Annotated in this window: 17 protein-coding genes; 9 read left to right on the plus strand and 8 right to left on the minus strand. The window is 71.9% G+C overall.

Annotated features, from left to right (window positions below; all coding sequences use genetic code 11):
- Nucleotide 1: 1 nt before the first annotated feature.
- The gene (locus tag Aco03nite_RS09305) at nucleotides 2-655 is read right to left on the minus strand and encodes an HAD family hydrolase (RefSeq protein WP_203794387.1); all 654 of its coding nucleotides are present in this window, start codon (nucleotides 653-655) and stop codon (nucleotides 2-4) included.
- Nucleotides 656-858: 203 nt separating this feature from the next.
- Between Aco03nite_RS09305 and Aco03nite_RS09310 the strand changes: the two genes are divergently transcribed.
- Nucleotides 859-1,920, plus strand: a complete 1,062-nt coding sequence (locus Aco03nite_RS09310; RefSeq protein WP_203794388.1) for a glycosyltransferase — start codon at nucleotides 859-861, stop codon at nucleotides 1,918-1,920.
- Here Aco03nite_RS09310 and fgd read toward each other — a convergent pair.
- Nucleotides 1,917-2,915: a glucose-6-phosphate dehydrogenase (coenzyme-F420) gene (gene fgd, locus Aco03nite_RS09315; protein WP_203794389.1), complete on the minus strand. Its 999-nt coding sequence runs from the start codon at nucleotides 2,913-2,915 to the stop codon at nucleotides 1,917-1,919. The two genes, Aco03nite_RS09310 and fgd, sit on opposite strands and share 4 nt — an antisense overlap.
- Before the next feature lie 9 nt (nucleotides 2,916-2,924).
- A complete protein-coding gene (locus Aco03nite_RS09320; RefSeq protein WP_203794390.1) occupies nucleotides 2,925-4,775 on the minus strand; it encodes a sigma-70 family RNA polymerase sigma factor in 1,851 nt (616 codons plus the stop codon).
- 137 nt (nucleotides 4,776-4,912) lie between these two features.
- On the opposite strand from Aco03nite_RS09320, the gene Aco03nite_RS09325 reads away from it, so the two are divergent.
- The 4 genes from Aco03nite_RS09325 (at nucleotide 4,913) to Aco03nite_RS09340 (ending at nucleotide 8,112) form a co-directional block, all read left to right on the plus strand.
- Nucleotides 4,913-5,305: an ATP-binding protein gene (locus Aco03nite_RS09325; RefSeq protein ID WP_203794391.1), complete on the plus strand. Its 393-nt coding sequence runs from the start codon at nucleotides 4,913-4,915 to the stop codon at nucleotides 5,303-5,305.
- A gap of 143 nt (nucleotides 5,306-5,448) precedes the next feature.
- Complete coding sequence (locus Aco03nite_RS09330) at nucleotides 5,449-6,588, plus strand: PP2C family protein-serine/threonine phosphatase (RefSeq protein WP_203794392.1); 1,140 nt, start codon at nucleotides 5,449-5,451, stop codon at nucleotides 6,586-6,588.
- A gap of 102 nt (nucleotides 6,589-6,690) precedes the next feature.
- Nucleotides 6,691-7,152, plus strand: coding sequence for a MarR family transcriptional regulator (locus Aco03nite_RS09335; RefSeq protein ID WP_203794393.1), 462 nt, complete (start codon nucleotides 6,691-6,693; stop codon nucleotides 7,150-7,152).
- A 75-nt stretch (nucleotides 7,153-7,227) separates the two neighbouring features.
- Nucleotides 7,228-8,112, plus strand: coding sequence for an LLM class flavin-dependent oxidoreductase (locus Aco03nite_RS09340; RefSeq protein ID WP_203794394.1), 885 nt, complete (start codon nucleotides 7,228-7,230; stop codon nucleotides 8,110-8,112).
- A gap of 97 nt (nucleotides 8,113-8,209) precedes the next feature.
- Here Aco03nite_RS09340 and Aco03nite_RS09345 read toward each other — a convergent pair whose 3' ends face one another.
- Nucleotides 8,210-8,560, minus strand: a complete 351-nt coding sequence (locus Aco03nite_RS09345) for a histone-like nucleoid-structuring protein Lsr2 (RefSeq protein ID WP_203794395.1) — start codon at nucleotides 8,558-8,560, stop codon at nucleotides 8,210-8,212.
- 187 nt (nucleotides 8,561-8,747) lie between these two features.
- On the opposite strand from Aco03nite_RS09345, the gene Aco03nite_RS09350 reads away from it, so the two are divergent.
- Nucleotides 8,748-9,179 carry a hypothetical protein gene (locus Aco03nite_RS09350; RefSeq protein ID WP_203794396.1) on the plus strand — a complete coding sequence of 144 codons (432 nt, stop codon included), beginning with the start codon at nucleotides 8,748-8,750 and terminating at the stop codon, nucleotides 9,177-9,179.
- A 26-nt stretch (nucleotides 9,180-9,205) separates the two neighbouring features.
- Nucleotides 9,206-10,531, plus strand: a complete 1,326-nt coding sequence (locus Aco03nite_RS09355) for a D-alanyl-D-alanine carboxypeptidase family protein (protein WP_203794397.1) — start codon at nucleotides 9,206-9,208, stop codon at nucleotides 10,529-10,531.
- 20 nt (nucleotides 10,532-10,551) lie between these two features.
- Here the strand turns inward: Aco03nite_RS09355 and Aco03nite_RS09360 are convergent, their stop codons facing one another.
- Nucleotides 10,552-11,049, minus strand: a complete 498-nt coding sequence (locus Aco03nite_RS09360; protein ID WP_203794398.1) for a DUF456 domain-containing protein — start codon at nucleotides 11,047-11,049, stop codon at nucleotides 10,552-10,554.
- A 205-nt stretch (nucleotides 11,050-11,254) separates the two neighbouring features.
- On the opposite strand from Aco03nite_RS09360, the gene Aco03nite_RS09365 reads away from it, so the two are divergent.
- Nucleotides 11,255-12,175, plus strand: a complete 921-nt coding sequence (locus Aco03nite_RS09365) for a sigma-70 family RNA polymerase sigma factor (protein WP_203794399.1) — start codon at nucleotides 11,255-11,257, stop codon at nucleotides 12,173-12,175.
- A gap of 45 nt (nucleotides 12,176-12,220) precedes the next feature.
- On the opposite strand, the gene Aco03nite_RS09370 is transcribed toward Aco03nite_RS09365, so the two are convergent.
- Both Aco03nite_RS09370 and Aco03nite_RS09375 read right to left on the minus strand, forming a co-directional pair.
- Nucleotides 12,221-13,069, minus strand: a complete 849-nt coding sequence (locus Aco03nite_RS09370; protein ID WP_203794400.1) for a GNAT family N-acetyltransferase — start codon at nucleotides 13,067-13,069, stop codon at nucleotides 12,221-12,223.
- 77 nt (nucleotides 13,070-13,146) lie between these two features.
- Entirely contained in the window at nucleotides 13,147-15,453 is a 2,307-nt protein-coding gene (locus Aco03nite_RS09375) for a HelD family protein (RefSeq protein ID WP_203794401.1), read from the minus strand.
- A 189-nt stretch (nucleotides 15,454-15,642) separates the two neighbouring features.
- Between Aco03nite_RS09375 and Aco03nite_RS09380 the strand changes: the two genes are divergently transcribed.
- Nucleotides 15,643-16,158, plus strand: a complete 516-nt coding sequence (locus Aco03nite_RS09380; RefSeq protein WP_203794402.1) for a hypothetical protein — start codon at nucleotides 15,643-15,645, stop codon at nucleotides 16,156-16,158.
- Between the two features lie 50 nt (nucleotides 16,159-16,208).
- Here the strand turns inward: Aco03nite_RS09380 and Aco03nite_RS09385 are convergent, their stop codons facing one another.
- Complete coding sequence (locus Aco03nite_RS09385) at nucleotides 16,209-17,063, minus strand: sigma-70 family RNA polymerase sigma factor (RefSeq protein WP_203794403.1); 855 nt, start codon at nucleotides 17,061-17,063, stop codon at nucleotides 16,209-16,211.
- Between the last annotated feature and the right edge of the window lie 34 nt (nucleotides 17,064-17,097).

The raw sequence follows: 17,097 nt of genomic DNA on the forward strand, positions 1-17,097 counted from the left end.
CTCACAGGTTGGAAACCACCTCAGGCGTCACCTCAGTGATCGCCTTGACTACCAACTTCGCTCCGGCCAGAGCATCCTCGGCCGCCGGGTAGACGCCGTGCGGGACGGCGATCACGGTCAGCCCGGCCGCGGCCGCCGAGCGCAGCCCGTTGCTGGAGTCCTCGATCGCGGCGCAGACACCAGGGGTCAGGCCCAGTTTCGCGACTGCCTCCAGGTAGACGTCCGGAGCCGGCTTGCCGCGCGGCACCTCCTCGGTGGAGAGCGTCACCTCGAACTCATCGGTCAGCCCGGCGGTCGCCAGCACCTGGTCGATCAGGATCCGCGCCGACGAACTGGCCAGCGCCAGCCGGTAGCGGCCACCGAGCGCCCGGACCGTGTCGGCCGCGCCCGGGATCAGCGGGAGGTCCTGCCGGTACCGCTCGGCCATCCGGCCCAGCACGTCGGCGGCGACCTGCGGCGCGGTCCGCGGGACGCCCACCTCGTCGGCCAGGTGCGCCGACCACTCCCCGGTGCTCATCCCCATCATCCGGTCCTGGGAGTCGGCGAGGAACTCCCGGCCGTGCTCGGCGACGTACCCCCGCCGGACCTCCTCCCACACCTCCTCGGTGTCGATGATCACGCCGTCCAGGTCGAACACCACCGCTTCGATACTCACATCGATCACCCTACCCTCTCTTACCTGTACGCAAAGTAATCAACACACGATGAAAACCCGGTAGTCGGCCACCCTCATCCGAAGGGCCAGGTTGCCAAACGGTTGCTGGACGGTAGCTTCGGCCTCAGCAAAGACGCCGAACCGGGGAGCTTCACCACATGCCGACGCCGCACCGACCCGGAGAACGCCAACCGTCACCCTCCGTGAGTGTGGTGATCCCGGCCGCACCCGCACCGGACGAGCACCTGCCGGTTCTGGTCGCCGGGCTGCCCCCGGTCCACGAGGTGATCGTGGTGGTCGGGCCGGGCGAGGACGTCACCCGCGCCCTGCCCCGGCCGGCCCGGGTGATCCGGCAGACCCGCACCGGCCACGGCAACGCCCTGGCCTGCGGCGCCGCCGTGGCCACCGGCGACGTGGTGGTGACCCTGCCCGGCGACGGCTCCGGTGACCCGGCCGACCTGCCGCGGCTGGTCGAGGCGCTGCGGACCGACGCCGACGTCGCCGAGGCCACCCGGCCCGCCGGACGGTTCGGCCTGGTCCTGCTCTGGTTCATGAACGTGCTGCTGGGCTGCCGTCCGCACGGCGCCGCCACCGGGTACCGGGCGTTCTGGCGCCGGCACACCGGCCGGATCGGCCTGCCCCGGGTCGCCGGTGTCGACCCGGTCCGCGGCGACGGGCCGGACGGCGAACCGCTGATCGCCGTGCGGAGCCGGACCGCCGGGCTGCGGGTGGCCGAGGTGCCTGTCGACGGCCGGGCCCGGACCGACCTGCTGTCCGGGGTCCGCGCGGTGGCCGGCGAGTGGCGTGCGCGCCGGCAGGACCGGCGGGCCGCCACCGAGGAGAGCATCGTGGTGCTGACCGGGCGGTCGGCCGGCCCGATCCCGGCCCCGATCGTCACCGGTCCCGGCGCGACCGGGACGCGGAGCCTGGACCTGCGGCTCGGTGCCGTCCGGACGGCCGGCGCCCCGATCAACCCGCCGCGTGCCATGGCTGCCGACCGGCAGTACTTCGAGCAGGCGCTGCAGCGCTGGCCGGCCCCGAACCGGACCGCCACGCCCCGGCTCGAGCCACTGAACGGCACCATGCCGGCCGTCACCCCGGCGATCGCACCGGCCGGTGAGCTGATGAACCGGCGGCGCTGGCGGGACAACCGCGGCGACCAGGACCGCACCCGGCCGCGCACCCAGGGCCGCCCCAACCTGCGGGTGATCAACGGCGAGGGCGGCGACCCGGGCGGCGGCCGGGGAAACCTGCGATCGGTCTAGGACCTGTTGCGCAGCTGCGGCAGGATCTGCTCGGCGTAGAGCTTCAGGAAGCGCTCCTGGTCCGGGCCGGGCGCGTGGAAGACCAGGTGCTTGAAGCCCATGTCCAGGTACTCCGCGACCTTGGCGGCGTGCTCGGCCGGGTCGGAGGAGACGATCCACCGGGTGGCGGTCCGCTCCACCGAGAGGGCATCGGCGAGCCGCTGCATCTCGATCGGGTCCTCGACGCCGGTCTTCTCCTCCGGCGACAGCGCGAGCGCGCCCCAGTAGTGGGTGTCGTTGCGGGCCCGCTCGATGTCGTCGTCGAACGAGACCTTGACCTCGATCATCAGGTCCACGTCGTCGATCTTGCGACCGGCCTTCTCGGCGCCCTCGTTGACCGCCGGCAACAGGGTGTCGGTGTAGAGCCCGTGCCCCTTGCCGCTGGTGGTGATGAACCCGTCGGCGATCCGGCCGGCCAGCCGGGTCGCGGCCGGGCCGGACGCGCCGATGTAGATCGGCACCGTCTGCTCGGGCTTGTCGTAGATGGTGGCGTTCTCGGTCTTGTAGAACTGGCCCTCGTAGGTCACCCGGTCCTCGGCCCACAGCTTCTTGATCAGCAGGACCGCCTCCTTGAGCCGGGCGAACCGCTCCTTGCCGTCCGGCCACCGGGTGCCGAGCAACACCTCGTTGAGAGACTCGCCGGAGCCGACACCGAGGATCGCGCGGCCCGGGGCCAGGCAGCCCAGGGTGGCGAACGCCTGCGCGACCACCGCCGGGTGGTAGCGGAACGTCGGCGTCAGGACGCTGGTCCCGATCAGCACCCGCTCGGTCCGCGCGGCCAGGGCACCCAGCCACGGCAGCGCGGCCGGGGCGTGGCCGCCGTCGTGCCGCCACGGTTGCAGGTGGTCGCTGACGAAGACCGAGTCGAAGCCCAGCTCCTCCGCGAGAATGCCGTACTTGAGCAGCTCCGCCGGCGCGAACTGCTCCGCCGACGCCTTGTACCCGAACCGAATCATGCTCGAAGACTAACCCGCTTCGCGGTACGCCTCACCCGCCTCGGTGGGGCTGTCGCCGTCGGTGTACAGGCCGAAGTCCACGCTGTCGCCGACCGCGGGCAGGCCGAACCAGGCGTACCGCTCGACGTACCGGCGCTTCTCCAGCCCGGCGGTCGCGCCCTTGATGAAACGGACCTTCTGGGCGTCGCTCGGGTATCTCGGTGAGCCGCCGAAGTTCATCAGGCCGAACTCGGTGATCCAGATCGGTTTGCCGTACCGCTCGTGGACGGCGTCGACGTACCCCAGGAACTGGTTCACCGACGCGGCACTGAAGTCCGAGCCGTACCAGTGCAGGGCGATCGCGTCGACCGTCAGGTTCTTCGCCTTCGCCCCGGTCATGAAGCGGTCCAGCCAGCCGCCCGCGGTGTCCCCGCCGAACGCGACGGCCGGGCTGACCAGCTTCATCCCGGTCGCCTGCAGGCGCGGCCAGGCGGCGAGGGCGTCCTCGACGGACATGTTCGACTGCTCGGCCAGGTCCGGCTCGTTGAAGCCGAGCAGCACGTCGCCCTCGGACTTCGCCTTCCTCAGGGTGGCGTCGGTGAGGTCCTTCGCGCCCCAGATCATCGGGACGAACTCGACACCGGCCGGGCCGGGCACCTCGTCGTCGTGCGGGGCCCAGTCGTAGTACCAGCCCGCGCCGACGTCCTTCAGCGCGCCCTCCGAACCGGCGAACTTCCAGACCCCGACACCCTTCTTGGCCGAGGTGGTGGCGGTCGCCGGGGCCGGGGCGGCCTTGGGTGTCGCGGAGGGCGGGACGCTGCGGGAGGCGGACGGCGAGATCGGCGCCGAGGGCGACGGAGAGGCCGCGGCCGATGCGGCAGGTGAGGTCTGCGGGGCCACCACGGCGGCCGGCACGCTCGGTTCACCCGGATTGCCGCGGTACGCCGAGACCGCCACGCCCGCACCCGCGACAGCAGCCGTGGCGAGCACTCCGGCCAGCAGTTTCGGCATCAGCGAGACACCGGTCTTCACCCCGGCGGCGGTGCCCCCGCCCCCGCTCGCACCGGCGGCGCTCTGCACCGGCGTACCGGCGGCAAAGGTGTTGATCGTGAGGTCGCCGACGGCGGAGCCGAGGCCGGGCGGCAGGGGGACCAGCGCCATGCCGGCCAGCAACCGCTCCGCCTCGACCAGGTGCTGCCAGGCCGGGGCGCACTCCCGGCACTCGCGGGTGTGCCGGGCGATCCGCTTGCGCCAGAGCGCGCCGGGCCGGCCGTCCCAGCCGGTGAGCACCAGGGAGAGCTCCGGGCAGGGCGGCGTCCGCTGGAGCGACCGGACCACCGCGCGGGCCGTCTCCAGCTGCGCCTTCATCCGCTGGATCCGCACCGCGGCGTGCTGGCGGCCCAGCCCGGAGGCCTCCACGATCTCGTCCCGGGTGAGTTCGCCGGACGCCTCCAGCCACCAGAGCGCGAGCAGCTCCCGGTTCTCCTCGTCGAGCCAGCGGGTGGCCTCGGCGGTCTCCCGGCGTTGCCCGGACAGCTCCAGCCGGGTGATCGCCAGGTCGGTGAAGTCGGCGCCGGGATCCCGCAGGTCCGGGTCCAGCCGCTCGGCCGGGGGCCGCCCGCGGAACCGCTCGCGCACCTGGCGCACCGTGATCGCCACCAGCCAGGACCGGAAGGCGGCCGGATCGCGCAGCTCGCCGAGATTGCGCAGGACCCGGATCATCACCTCCTGGACCACGTCGTCGACATCCGCGTGCCCCTCCAGGGCCCGGCCGACGATCGTGTAGACCAGCGGCAGGTAACCGGCCACCAGCCGGTCGATCGCCACCGGGTCGCCGGCCCGCGCGGCCACCACGGTCGCGACGTCGGGTTGTGCCACCATCCGCCTGCTCTCCTCCTGGTCCGGGCGCCGTCCGCGCCGATCAGGGAGACGGAACACGGGGCACATGGATAACACGAACCCACCGTGTGATCACAGCCTCACGGTTAGGCCGGGCCCGGAGAGGGCAAGAAAAAGGCATGCGTATGTCGGTCCGGCTCAATCTGCCCCGTGAGGTGGACAGCGTTCCCGCCGTGCGCCGGTTGTTGCGCTGCGCGCTGACGATCCTGCGAGTGGATCGCCAGGCCGGCACCGATCTGGAGATCGCCCTCACCGAGGCGTGCGCCAACGTGGTGAAGCACGCCGACGGGGCCGAGAAGTTCGAGGTCCACCTCGACGTGGCCGAGGACCGTTGCTCGATCGACGTGGTCGACGACGGGTCGGGTTTCGACCCGGCCGCGGAGGCGGTTCCCTCCGCGACCAGCGAGCGGGGGCGTGGGCTCTTCCTGATCAGGGCGCTGGCCGAGAACGTGCGCATGCACTCCAGCCCGCGCAGCGGAAGCCTGATCCACTTCGAGAAGTCCTTCGCCTGAGAAGCTCGAAAGATCACCACCACCATCGCTTGAGAGGGCACGCCGGAGCCGCCCCTCGGGTGGGGGGTGGCTCCGGCGTGAATTTGCTTGCCGTATAACAAATATCTGCGGTTGGTGTCGCTTGCCCCTGGAAGGAGTCCGTCATGTCCGATCAACCGGTTCCCCTCGGCTCCCTGCTGAGGGCCGCGCCACCCGACCGGCTGCCCGAGGTCGCCGCCGAGCATCTGCGACGGCAGTATTCAGCCGACGTCGTCGACGTCCTGGTGCCCGATCTGACCAGCACCCGGCTGCTGTCCCTGCTGCCCACCGGCGAGGCCCCCGCTGAACAGGCCGTTCGTTGCTTCGCCAGCCAGCGCCTCGGCGCCGAGCAGCACCCGTCCGGTTCGGCCCGGCTGCACCTCCCGCTGAACTGCTGGGGCGAGCGGGTCGGCGTGCTGCGCCTGGACCTGCCCGCACCGCCCGGCGCGGAGACCGTCGAACGACTCGGTGTCGACGCCGACGACCTGGCCCTCGCGATCCGCGCCGCCCGCGGCGCCACCGACCGGTACCACCGGGTTCAGCGTCAGGCCCGGCTCACCATGGCCGCCGAACTCCAGTGGGACCTGCTTCCCGGCCGGTCCCTCGGGGACGAGCGGTTCCTGGTCGCCGGGCAACTGGAACCGGCGTACGACGTGCACGGCGACCACTTCGACTGGTCCCTAGACGGCGACCGGCTGACCCTGACCGTGCTCAACGGGCACGGCGACGGGATGGAGGCGGCCCTGCTGACCTCGCTGGCCGTCAACGCCATGCGCAACGCCCGGCGCTGCGGCGCCGACATCGTCGAACAGGCCGAACTCGCCTCGGACGCGCTGCACACCAGGTACAACGGCGAGGCGCACGCCGCCACCCTGCTCCTGGAAGTCGACCTGGTCAGCGGCGAGGTAGCGGCGGTCGACGCCGGTTCGCCGCACTGCTTCATCGCCCGGGCCGGCGAGACCGAGCGGGTCATGCTCGAACAGCAACTTCCCCTCGGCATGTTCGGCGAGGCCCACTACGAGATCCAGCGTTTCGCTCTGGAACCCGGCGACCGGATGCTCGTCGTCAGCGACGGCGTCCACGCGGCCGCGCCCGGAGGACTCCCCCGTTACGGCGAATCTGCGCTGCTCAGCACGCTTCGCCGGACACGGCTGCAGCCCGCCACCGAAGCGGTCGGTACGGTGATGCGGGGCCTTCGTGACTACCATGCGGGCACCGAGCCGGGGGACGACGCGGTCATGGTCTGCCTTGATTGGCGGCGTTGACGTTTGCCGAGCCCCCGGCCGGGTATGCGTTCAGGTTCACAGGTCCGGCACCGGCTCCCCGGTGCACAGGCCCGCGATCCGCGAGAACGACGGGAAATCGGGATGGAGCGTGCCACCGAGGTCGCCGCGGCTGTCGAGTCGTCGGTCGATGCGCTCGTGGCTGTCCTGGAACGGGCCAGGACCGCCCAGCAGCCCGCGCTTCCGCCCGCCCAACTCCGGGTGCTGACCATCGTCGCCGGCAACCGGCACACCAACATGAGCCGTCTCGCCGAGGCCCTCGACGTGGTGCCCTCCTCCGCCAGCCGCCTCTGCGACCGGCTGGAGGCCACCGGGCTGCTGCGCCGGGTCGCCGACCCGCGGGACCGGCGGGAGGTCCGGCTGCTGCTCACCTCGGCGTCCCGGCGGCTCCTCGCCGACCTGCAGGAGCGCCGCCGGGACGCGCTGGCCGAGGTGCTGGAGAGGATGCCGGCCGGGGCCCGGCAGGACCTGCTGCGGGCTCTGCAGGCGTTCGAGGCGGCCGCCGCGCCGGACGCGGTGACCGAGGCCGACCGCCGGACCGCCTGAGCCCTTCTCCGGCCGCCCTTTTCCTACCGCTGGGCTGCGGCTCGGCTGCGGCTTTCCGGGCGCTAGGCTGCGGCGATGCGTATCGGCATCGTGATCCTTCCCGACCAGCGCTGGGCCGAGGCGAGCCGGCGCTGGCGGCTCGCCGACGAGTGGGGCTTCGACCACGCCTGGACCTACGACCACCTCGGCTGGCGCGACCTGATCGACGGACCCTGGTTCGACGCGGTCCCGACCCTGACCGCGGCCGCCACGGTCACCTCCCGGATCCGGCTCGGGACCTACGTGGCCACCCCGAACTTCCGGCACCCGGTGCGCTTCGCGCGGGAGGCCACCGCCCTGGACGACATCTCCGGCGGGCGGCTGATCCTGGGCCTGGGCGCCGGCGGCACCGGCTTCGACTCGGCGGTCCTCGGGGATCCGGAGATGACCCCCCGCGCCCGCGTCGACCGGTTCTCCGAGTTCCTGCAGCTGTTCGACACGATCCTGCGGCACCCGGCGACCACCTGGTCCGGCGAGTGGTACTCGGCGATCGACGCCCGCAGCATCCCCGGCCCGGTCCAGCAGCCGCGGCCGCCGTTCGTGGTGGCCGCCAACGGCCCCCGGGCGATGCGGCTGGCCGCCCATCACGGCGACGGCTGGGTCACCACCGGGCCGCAGGCCGACACCGCCGGACAATGGTGGGAGGCGGTCGCCGGGATCCGGGACCGTTTCGAGGCGGCCTGCGAGGCGGCCGGCCGACAACCGGAGTCGATGGACCGTTATCTGAACCTGGACACGTCACCGATCTTCTCGATGAGCAGCGTCGAGGCCTTCACCGATGCGGTCGGCCGGGCCGCCGAACTCGGCTTCACCGACGTCATCACGCACTGGCCGCGGAAGTCGAGCTGGTACGAGGGTGACGAGAAAGTGCTGGAGGCGGTGGCGGCAGAACTGCCCCGTCTCCGTGGGGTTTTCGGGTAAAGGCGCTTTCCGTCCAATTCGGAGTGGGATTTCTCACCCCGGCCACCGTCCACCGTGCCGGAGCAGTCGCCTCCGGCACGGTGAGAACCGCACCGAATCAGCGCCCGTGCGCCGCCCGGTAGGCGCCGCTGACCTCGGCCGGAATGCGGCCCCGCTCGGAGATTTTGTGCCCGTTGCGGGTCGCCCACTCACGGATCAGCCGGTTCTCGTCACGCGAACCGGCGGTGCGGACCGGCGCCGCGCCACGCGACGGGATGCGGCCCGAGGTGGTCCGGCCCAGACGGGTGCCCGCGCTGATGAACGGGTCCAGAGCCTTACGCAGCTTTCCGGCATTGGCCTCGGAAAGGTCGATCGTGTAGCTGACGCCATCGAGACTGAACTCGACCGTCCGATCCGCCTTCTTGCCGTCCAGATCGTCGATCAGGGTGGTGATTACCTGCCGCGCCATAACGACTCCCGAGAAGAATAAATCAACCGCGCCCAGTCTTGCGCGCGATCGGTCCGCGGCGCAACTCCTGCCCGCGATCCGGCAATTCTTTCTACCCGGTTATCGGAATGGCGCCCAGCAAAAAAGGAGCAGAATCCCGGAAAGCCCGGTTGACCGGTGCCCGGAGTCTCGCGTTAGGGTCGGCGCCATGCAGGACGAGCAGGCCGCCTGGCGGGAAGAGCAACGGCACGCCGTCGCGGTCCGCGCCGCCGCGCTCGAGGCGGACCGGGCCGCGGAGGCACGCAAGGCCGGCGCGCTGCTCGACGACTTCGTCCGCCGGGCCGCCGAGGCCGGTCTCCGGCCGCATCCGCTGGTGGCACGCAGCCTGGACGGGCGCTCCACCTACAAGACCCACGCCCGCGGGTGGTACCTGAAGTCGGACCGTTCGGTGGCCGTCGGCGAGGACGGGGACTATCTCGTGCTCACCGTTCCGCCGTCGCTGCGGGCCCGGTTCACCGGCGCCGACCTGTCGCCGAGCACTGCCCGGCTGATCGTCGGCGCGGGCGGCGGCGACGGTGAGACGATCCCGCTGGAGACGCTGCTGGAGCGGCGCCTGACCGCCGGGGACCACTGGCCGTGAGAACCCCTCTGACTCCTCTTGCGGCGATGACCGCGGCGGTCCTGGCCTTCTCCATCCCCGGTACGGCGGCGGCCGCCTCCCCCACGCGCTCCGCGTCGGCCTCCTCGGCACTTTCCGCGGCGTCGTCCTTCTCTGCGCTCTCCGCGAAGCCGGCCGCCGCCTTCTCTGCGCTCTCCGCGGAGTCGGCCGCCGCCGAGGTGCCCTGTCCCAAGCCCAAGATCGCCAAGCCGAGCGCCCCGCCCCGGCCGGTGCCCCCGGCCGACGTCGCCGCGGACATGGCGGTCGGTGGCGCGGCCCTGGCCACCCACGGCCTGGTCGTCCCGCCCGGCAGCCCGGCCGCCCCGGCGCTCACCGCCACCACCTGGATGGTCACCGACCTGGACACCGGTGAGGTGCTCGGCGCCTGCGGCCCGCACGTCCACCAGACCCCGGCCAGCGTGCAGAAACTGCTGCTGGTCGCGACCGCGATCGACAAGCTGGACCCCACGCAGCGGGTCACCATCACCGAGGGCGACCTGAACATCGAGCCGAACAGCTCGGCGGTCGGCATCGTCCCCGGCGGTGTCTATCCGATCTCGACGCTGTGGCTGGGCCTGCTGCTCAACTCCGGCAACGACGCCGCCAACGCGCTCGCCCGGATGGCCGGCGGTGGTGGCGACGACGGGCTGGCCAGGACGGTGGCCGCGATGAACGACAAGGCGGCCTCGATCGGCGCCCGGCAGACCCACGCGGTCACGCCGTCCGGATTGGACGGCAAGGGCCAGTTCACCAGCGCGTACGATCTGGCCCTAATTGCCCGGGTCTGTTTCGCCAGCGCCGATTTCCGTAAGTATGCGCTGACCGAGATCGCCAAGATGCCGGCCCAGAAGAAACCGAAGGTCGGCGGTTTCCAATTCCAGAACGAGAACAAGCTGATCTACAACTACCCGGGCGCGCTCGGCGGGAAGACCGGATTCACCACCGTCGCCCGGCACAGTTACGTCGGCGCGGCCACCCGCAACGGGCGGACCCTGGTGGCCACCCTGCTCGGCGCCGAGGCCCGGCCGAAACGCGGCTGGGAACAGGGCGCGGCCCTGCTCGACTGGGGTTTCTCGCTGCCCGCCGGTACTTCGGTCGGCAAGCTGGTCACGCCGGAGGAGGTCGCCGCCGCGGCGTCGTCCGCGCCCGCCGCCGAGGCCGGGGCTCCGGCCGGGGGCGGGTCCGCCGCCGCTCAGCAGGCCGGTCCCGGTGGTCCGACCGGGTTCACCGTGGTCGCCGCGGTGGGGGTGGCCGGGATCCTCACCGTCACTCCCCTGCTCCTGCTGCTGACCCAGCGCCGGCGCCGCCGGATGGAAGCCGCCGCCAAGCAGTAGCCAGGTCTGCCACACCGAACCTAGGCGAAGGCCAGGCCGAACAGCCAGACCACCGCGATCAGCAGGGCCGCCGCCAGCTCCACCAGCAGGGAGAGCCCGACCGCGGCGATCGCCCGGCGGGTCGACGGCCAGGCCTTCTCCATGCCGAGCCGGTTCAGCTCGACCAGCCACACCCCCAGCACGAACCCGAGCACCAGGCCGACGACCGGCACCACGAAGAAGCCGATCACGCCCAGCACGCCACCGGCCAGCAGCGCCGACGTGGGCACCGTGTTCCGCAGTTTTTTGCCCGGCCACAGGAACTTGATCACGATCCCGAGGCCGAAGATCACCGTGGCCAGGATCGCGACGAGCGTCCGTGACCCACCGGGAGCATCCCCGAGCAGCGCCCACAGCAGCGCGCCCACCCAGGTCAGCACCAGGCCGGGGAGCACCGGCATCAGCACGCCGATCACCCCGGTCAGGATCACCAGGCCGGAGAGGATGTTGACCAGCGTGCCGGTGTCGCTCAGTTCCATGCGGGACACCCTGCCGTACCGGCGCAAGAAGTCTCAAGCGGGCTTGCCCGCCGCCGATGGAAGGCCATCGCCGGGAACGTCCGGCCGAAGCACCCGGCACGCAACCGAGCGTGACCGGTAGCTGCACCCTCCGGAGCTGAATCTTTCTCCTGTCAGCCGGTGCCCACCCAGCCAGGGGCGCCGACAACAACCGGGAGAAACAGACATGACCAGCACCGTGACGACCGCTGCCGACTTCGCCGCCGACACCGCCACCGCCACGCCCGTGCTCACCGCGCGGGAGCAGGAGGACCTGATCCGCCAGCACATGCCGCTGGTCGGGCACCTGGTGCGGGACATGCTCAGCCGGATCCCGAACCACATCCACCGCGACGACCTGACCAGCGCCGGCCTGCACGCCCTGGTCACCGCCGCCCGCGGCTGGGACCCGCAGCGCGGCGTCCCGTTCCACCGCTTCGCCGGCACCCGGATCCGCGGCGCCCTGCTCGACGAGCTGCGCGCGCTGGACTGGGCGACCCGCTCGGTGCGGTCCAAGGCCCGCAACACCGACGTCACCCGTCAGCAGCTCACCACCACGCTGGGCCGCACCCCCACGCCGGAGGAGCTGGCCCAGGCGCTCGGCACCACCACCTCCGAGCTGCACCAGACCGACACCGACGTGCAGCGCGCCACCGTGCTGTCGCTGCAGGGCTTCACCACCAGCAGCGCCGACGACCTGGTCACCGAGCGTGAGCCCGGCCCGGAGGAGATGCTGCTGCGCCGGGAGCAGATCGGTTACCTGCACCACGCGATCAGCTCGCTGCCGGACCGCCTGCAGACCGTGGTGACCGAGTACTTCCTCAAGGAGCGCCCGATGGCGGACATCGCCGACGACCTCGGCGTCACCGAGTCGCGGGTCTCCCAGCTGCGGGCCGAGGCGCTGTCGCTGCTCAAGGACGGTCTGAACACGCATCTGAACCCGGAGATGGCCCCGGTTCCGGACAACCCGGAGAGCATCACCGCCCGCCGCCGCGCCACCTACTACGCCACCATCGCCGGCAACACCACCATGCACAGCCGGCTGGCCATGACCAACGCGCACGGTCACACCGCGTTCGGCCACGGCCGTACGCCGGCCGCCGCCTGACGTACCTGACGGGCCCGATGTCCCCCGGCATCGGGCCCGTCGTCGTCAGCCGAGTTCCAGGGTGGTCACGCCGTAGATCCCGGCGCGGTCCACCTCGGGGACGTCGGCGGTGTACATCCGCACCGTCTGCCCGGCCTCCTTGAGCCCGGCCCGGACCGCCAGCTTGTTGGCCGGGCGGTTCACCGACGGCACGTCGAGCAGCACCGGCACCGCGCCGCCGACCGATTCGGCCAGTGCCGCCAGCAGCGCCTCGGCGATCTCCGGGGAGTCGGCGAAGAGCGGCCCGATCCGGTCCACGTCGCCGGCCGGGCGGCGTACCGCGAACCCGACCACCGAACCGGCCCGCCGCGCGATCACCGCCCGCCGCCCGGACGTGGTGATCCACAGGGAGAGGAAGGCGTCGCGTTCGGCCGGGAAGAACCGGCGGTCGTACCGGGCCAGCTCGTCGAACCCGGCACTGCGGGCGTCGGCGATCTCCAGCCCGGCCGGCCGTTGCGCCCCGGTCAGTTCGCCCTGGTAGCGGACCGTCCGCCAGGCGTCCCGGAACCCCGCCTCGCGGTACTTGTCCTGCTGGGCGGGCATCCCGTCCAGGCCGATGATCCGGCCGGCCAGCCGGCTCATCCCGGCCTGCCAGGTCCGCAGGCCGTAACCCTGCCCCCGGAACTCCGGAATGGTCAGGTACAGGCCGATGAATCCGCGCTCGCTGCCCTGCCGGACCGCCGAGATCGACGTGATCGGCTGCCCGTCCAGCCGGCCGACGAGGAACCCGCCCGGATCGGTGGGATGGAAGATCGTCTCGTCGCCGTCGCCGGGACACCAGCCCTCGGCCGCCGCCCATCCGGCGATCAGCCGTACCTCGTCCGCGCTGGCCACGGACACCTTGAACTCAGCCACCCGGTGACTCTATGCGGACATAACAGACAAAGTGTGCGTTTTCCCCCGGTGGTGGTGGCACCGGGGGAACATCCGCGTCAGGACAGCGAGGTCAGCACCTTCGGGAGATCCGCGGTGTGCAGGACCCCCAGCCGCCGGGTGGCCCGGGTGACCGCCACGTAGAGATCGGACAGCCCGCGCGGCGACTCGGCGATGATCTCGTCCGGGGCCACCACCAGGACCGAGTCGAACTCCAGGCCCTTCGCCTGGCGGACCGTCATCAGCACCACATGGTTGAGCAGGTCGGGCTGCTCCCCCACGGCCGCGCCCGGCACCGCCGCCACCAGATCGGGGCCGAGGACCGGCTCCAGGCTCTCCGGCACCAGCACCCCGAGCCGGCCCTCCTCGATCAGGGCGGCCTCCTTGCGTACCTCCTCGATCAGCTCACCGGCGAGAGCGGACGCCTCGACCCGCCGGGCCCAGGGCGGCACCCCGGACGACCGCACCGACCGGGGCGGGCGCAGGGCCGGGTCGACGGCGGCCAGCACGTCGGCCGCGACCGCCATCACCTCGGCCGGCGTGCGGTAGTTGACGCTCAGCTCGACCAGACGCCAGCGCTGCGCCACGTACGGCTCGAAGACCTGCTCCCAGGTGGTGGTGCCGGCCAGTTCCGAGGTCTGCGCGACGTCGCCGACCGCGGTGATCGACCGGCTCGGGCAGCGGCGCATCAGCAGGCGCCAGGCCATCGGCGACAGCTCCTGCGCCTCGTCGACGATCACGTGCCCGAACACCCAGGTCCGGTCGGCGGCCGCCCGTTCCGCCGCGGTCCGGGTGTCGATCACCTCATGCCGCTCGACGAACGCGCCCGCGTCGACCACGTCCAGCGCCGACAGCACCTCGTCGCGCTCGGCGCCCTCGTCCTCGAAGTCCAGCGACCGGGAGCCCTCGACGATCTCCAGCACACCTTCCGCGTACTCGATGGCGGCCTTTCTCTGCCTCTGCTGCTCACGGACCTTGAGCGTGTCGTCGACACCGAGCAGCTCGGCCAGCTCGTCGAGCAACGGGACGTCCGCCGGGGTCCAGCCGGCCGACCGCTCCCGCAGCAACGCCGGCGGCAGACCGGCCGACTCCAGGCGATCGGCGTCGCTGAGCAGATCGCGCAGCACCTGCCGCGGGGTCAGGACGGGCCAGAAATCGAAGAGCGCCTGTTGTACGTCCGGATCCTCGCGCAGTTCCCGGCGGGTCTCGGCGAGATCGGCCTCGGACAGCAGGTTGTCCCCGCCGAGCGGGTCGGCGCCGATCCGCTCGGCGATCTGCCGGGAGAGCTGGTGGATCGCCTCGGTGACGAACAGCTGCCGGGCCACGTTGTGCGGGCGGCCGGAGCGGCGGGCCACGGTCCGGGCGGCGAGCAGCACGTCGTGGTCGATGCGCAGCGGATAGCCGTCGTGGTCGACCTCGACGAAGTCGTCGGGCAGGGTCTGCCGGTCGGCGACCGCGTTCTCCAGGGCGTCCAGCATGTCGAGCCCGCCCTTGTAGGCGGCGACCGACGGCGCCTCGACGGCGTGCGCGCGCAGCCCGGGGAACATGTCGCCGAGGGTGGCCAGCAGCACCCCGGTCTCGGCGAGCGACGGCAGCACCTGGGAGATGTAGCGCAGGAACGTGGTGTTCGGCCCGAGGATGAGCACACCGGTCCGGGTGAGCTGCTCGCGGAAGGTGTAGAGCAGGTAGGCCGCCCGGTGCAGGGCAACGGCGGTCTTGCCGGTGCCCGGGCCGCCCTGGACGACCAGCACCCCGGGCAGCCCGGAGCGGATCACCTCGTCCTGTTCGGCCTGGATGGTCTCGACGATGTCGCGCATCCGGCCGGTCCGGTTCGCGGTCAGCGCGGAGAGCAGCGCGGCCTCGCCGGTGACGTCCTCCCGCCCGGTGCCGTCGCCGGCCTCGATGTCGAGCGTCTCGTCGTCGATGCCGGTGAGCACCCGGCCGCGGGTGCGGATGTGCCGGCGCCGGGTGACGCCGTCCGGGTTGACCGCGGTCGCCAGGTAGAACGGGCGGGCCGCAGGAGCACGCCAGTCGACCAGCATCGGGTCCTGGTCGCGGTCCTCGGCGAACAGCCCGATCCGGCCGATGTAACGGGGGTTTCCGGCGGCGAAGTCGAGGCGGCCGAAGAGCAGGCCGTTCTCCACCGAGTTGAACTGGGCCAGCTGCTCGGCGTAATGGCTGCGGGTCGCCTCGCGCTGGGCCCGGCCCTGCGGGGTGCCGCCCGCTTCCAGAAGGATCGCCCGCAGCCGGCCGTCGGCCTGCTCGCGCAATTGATCCAGTCGCTGGTAGAGCGCGGTCAAGTACGCCTGTTCGGAATCGATCTCGGCGTTCGAGCTTGACAAAGTCGCCCCTTTTCGTGCTATCATTCCGGCAATCTGATCGAAATATCCGGGCAGCCATTTTTATGGTTGCCTTTTTTGTTTGCCGCAAGACATTCGGCAAACGACCAGAATAGCCGAGGCCCGGCGGGTTACGGCCCCCGGCGCGAGTGTCCGGAACATGTCTCGACACGCCGAGACCGTTACGCCCGGCCGTCACGCGACTTTAACCGGGACATGGACACACGCCACCCGATTCGACGTCTCGGCGCCCTGACCCTGACCCTGGCCGCCACCATCACCTTCGCCGCAGCGTGTTCTGAGGAACCCGAGAAGACCCCCGGCAACGCCGCCGCGGCGGGCGCCGGCGGGCCCGAGCCGAAGACCCTCGACGGTGCCCGAGCCGCCGCGCAGACCGTGTTCGACAGGTTCAGCGGCGGGGACTTCGCCGGCGCGTGGGAGATGTACACCTCGGCCGGCAAGCAGTCGATCAGCAAGGACGACTACATCAAGCTGAACACCGCCTGCTCCCGCAAGGGCCTGGCGATCCAGCTGACCAGCGCCCGCCTGGAGGGCGCCGACAAGGCCATCGTGATCGCCAAACAGCTGGTCGCGGCCCAGTCGTACACCATGGTCTACGAAACCGACGCCTGGAAGCTGGAACCGGCCAAGGAGGGCCTGGCCCTCTACAAGCTGGGCGCGGCCAAGGCGATCGCCGCCCAGAAGAAGGCCGGCACCTGCGCCAGCGCCTGAGACGTGCCGGGGCCCGCCGCGAACCGCGACGGGCCCCGCTACCCACTTGTTCAGGCGGCCACCAGGGGCAGGCCGTCCGGACCGGTCATGGCCAGACGGGACTGCAGCGTCCCCCGGCTGGCGATCTTGTCGTAGTAGGCGGTCCGCCGCCGGGCCACACAGCCGTCCTTCGGCGGGTTCTCGGCCGCCAGCGCCGGGTCCAGGTGGGTGTTCATCCCGTCCCGGAGCAGGACCAGCGCCTCGGCACGCAGCTGCGACACCCGGGACTCGCTGACCCCCAGCTCGGCCGCGATCTGGGCCATCGGCCGCTCGTCGAAGAAGTAGCCGCGCACCACCACCCGCAGCCGCTCCGGCAGCGAGTCCACCGCGTGCCGCAGATAACCGAACCGCTCCCGGCGCAGCAGCATCTCCTCCGGGCCCGCACCCGGCTCGGTGACGATGTCGTCGGCCGTCGCCGTCGCGAACCCCTGCAGACTGAACACCGTCGCCCGGTGCACGTCGCCCTCGCCGTGCTCGATGTCCTCCACCGTGCAGCCGAGCTTGTCGGCCACCTCCTGCACGGTCGGCGTCCGGCCCAGCGTCGCCATCAGCTCCTCCCGGGCCGAGTCGGTCCGCCGGGCCCGCTGCCGGACCGACCGGCTCGCCCAGTCCAGGCCGCGCAACTCGTCCAGCAGCGCGCCGCGTACCCGGGCCGCCGCGAACCGCGGGAACGGCACCCCGCGCTCCGGGTCGAACCCGCGGGCCGCCGCCACCAGCGCGGCGTACCCGGCCGACAGCAGGTCGTCGCGGTTCACGTGCGAGGGAACCCGGGCCAGCATCTCCCGGACCAGATGCCCGACGAGCGGCATGTTCGCCCGGACGATGTCCTCGCCACGCCGCTCGATCGCAGGTGTCAAAGCGCTCATCAGGGGGTCTCCTCAAAACCGAGCCGGTCAGGGG

The sequence above is a fragment of the Actinoplanes couchii genome (assembly GCF_016862075.1).
Lineage (GTDB): Bacteria > Actinomycetota > Actinomycetes > Mycobacteriales > Micromonosporaceae > Actinoplanes > Actinoplanes couchii.

Coding starts and splice junctions, on each gene's coding strand:
- fgd (WP_203794389.1), bottom strand. CDS start 2,915: ATGATTCGGTTCGGGTACAAGGCGTCGGCGGAGCAGTTCGCGCCGGCG.
- Aco03nite_RS09320 (WP_203794390.1), bottom strand. CDS start 4,775: ATGGTGGCACAACCCGACGTCGCGACCGTGGTGGCCGCGCGGGCCGGC.
- Aco03nite_RS09325 (WP_203794391.1), top strand. CDS start 4,913: ATGCGTATGTCGGTCCGGCTCAATCTGCCCCGTGAGGTGGACAGCGTT.
- Aco03nite_RS09330 (WP_203794392.1), top strand. CDS start 5,449: ATGTCCGATCAACCGGTTCCCCTCGGCTCCCTGCTGAGGGCCGCGCCA.
- Aco03nite_RS09335 (WP_203794393.1), top strand. CDS start 6,691: ATGGAGCGTGCCACCGAGGTCGCCGCGGCTGTCGAGTCGTCGGTCGAT.
- Aco03nite_RS09340 (WP_203794394.1), top strand. CDS start 7,228: ATGCGTATCGGCATCGTGATCCTTCCCGACCAGCGCTGGGCCGAGGCG.
- Aco03nite_RS09345 (WP_203794395.1), bottom strand. CDS start 8,560: ATGGCGCGGCAGGTAATCACCACCCTGATCGACGATCTGGACGGCAAG.
- Aco03nite_RS09350 (WP_203794396.1), top strand. CDS start 8,748: ATGCAGGACGAGCAGGCCGCCTGGCGGGAAGAGCAACGGCACGCCGTC.
- Aco03nite_RS09355 (WP_203794397.1), top strand. CDS start 9,206: ATGACCGCGGCGGTCCTGGCCTTCTCCATCCCCGGTACGGCGGCGGCC.
- Aco03nite_RS09360 (WP_203794398.1), bottom strand. CDS start 11,049: ATGGAACTGAGCGACACCGGCACGCTGGTCAACATCCTCTCCGGCCTG.
- Aco03nite_RS09365 (WP_203794399.1), top strand. CDS start 11,255: ATGACCAGCACCGTGACGACCGCTGCCGACTTCGCCGCCGACACCGCC.
- Aco03nite_RS09375 (WP_203794401.1), bottom strand. CDS start 15,453: ATGATAGCACGAAAAGGGGCGACTTTGTCAAGCTCGAACGCCGAGATC.
- Aco03nite_RS09380 (WP_203794402.1), top strand. CDS start 15,643: ATGGACACACGCCACCCGATTCGACGTCTCGGCGCCCTGACCCTGACC.
- Aco03nite_RS09385 (WP_203794403.1), bottom strand. CDS start 17,063: ATGAGCGCTTTGACACCTGCGATCGAGCGGCGTGGCGAGGACATCGTC.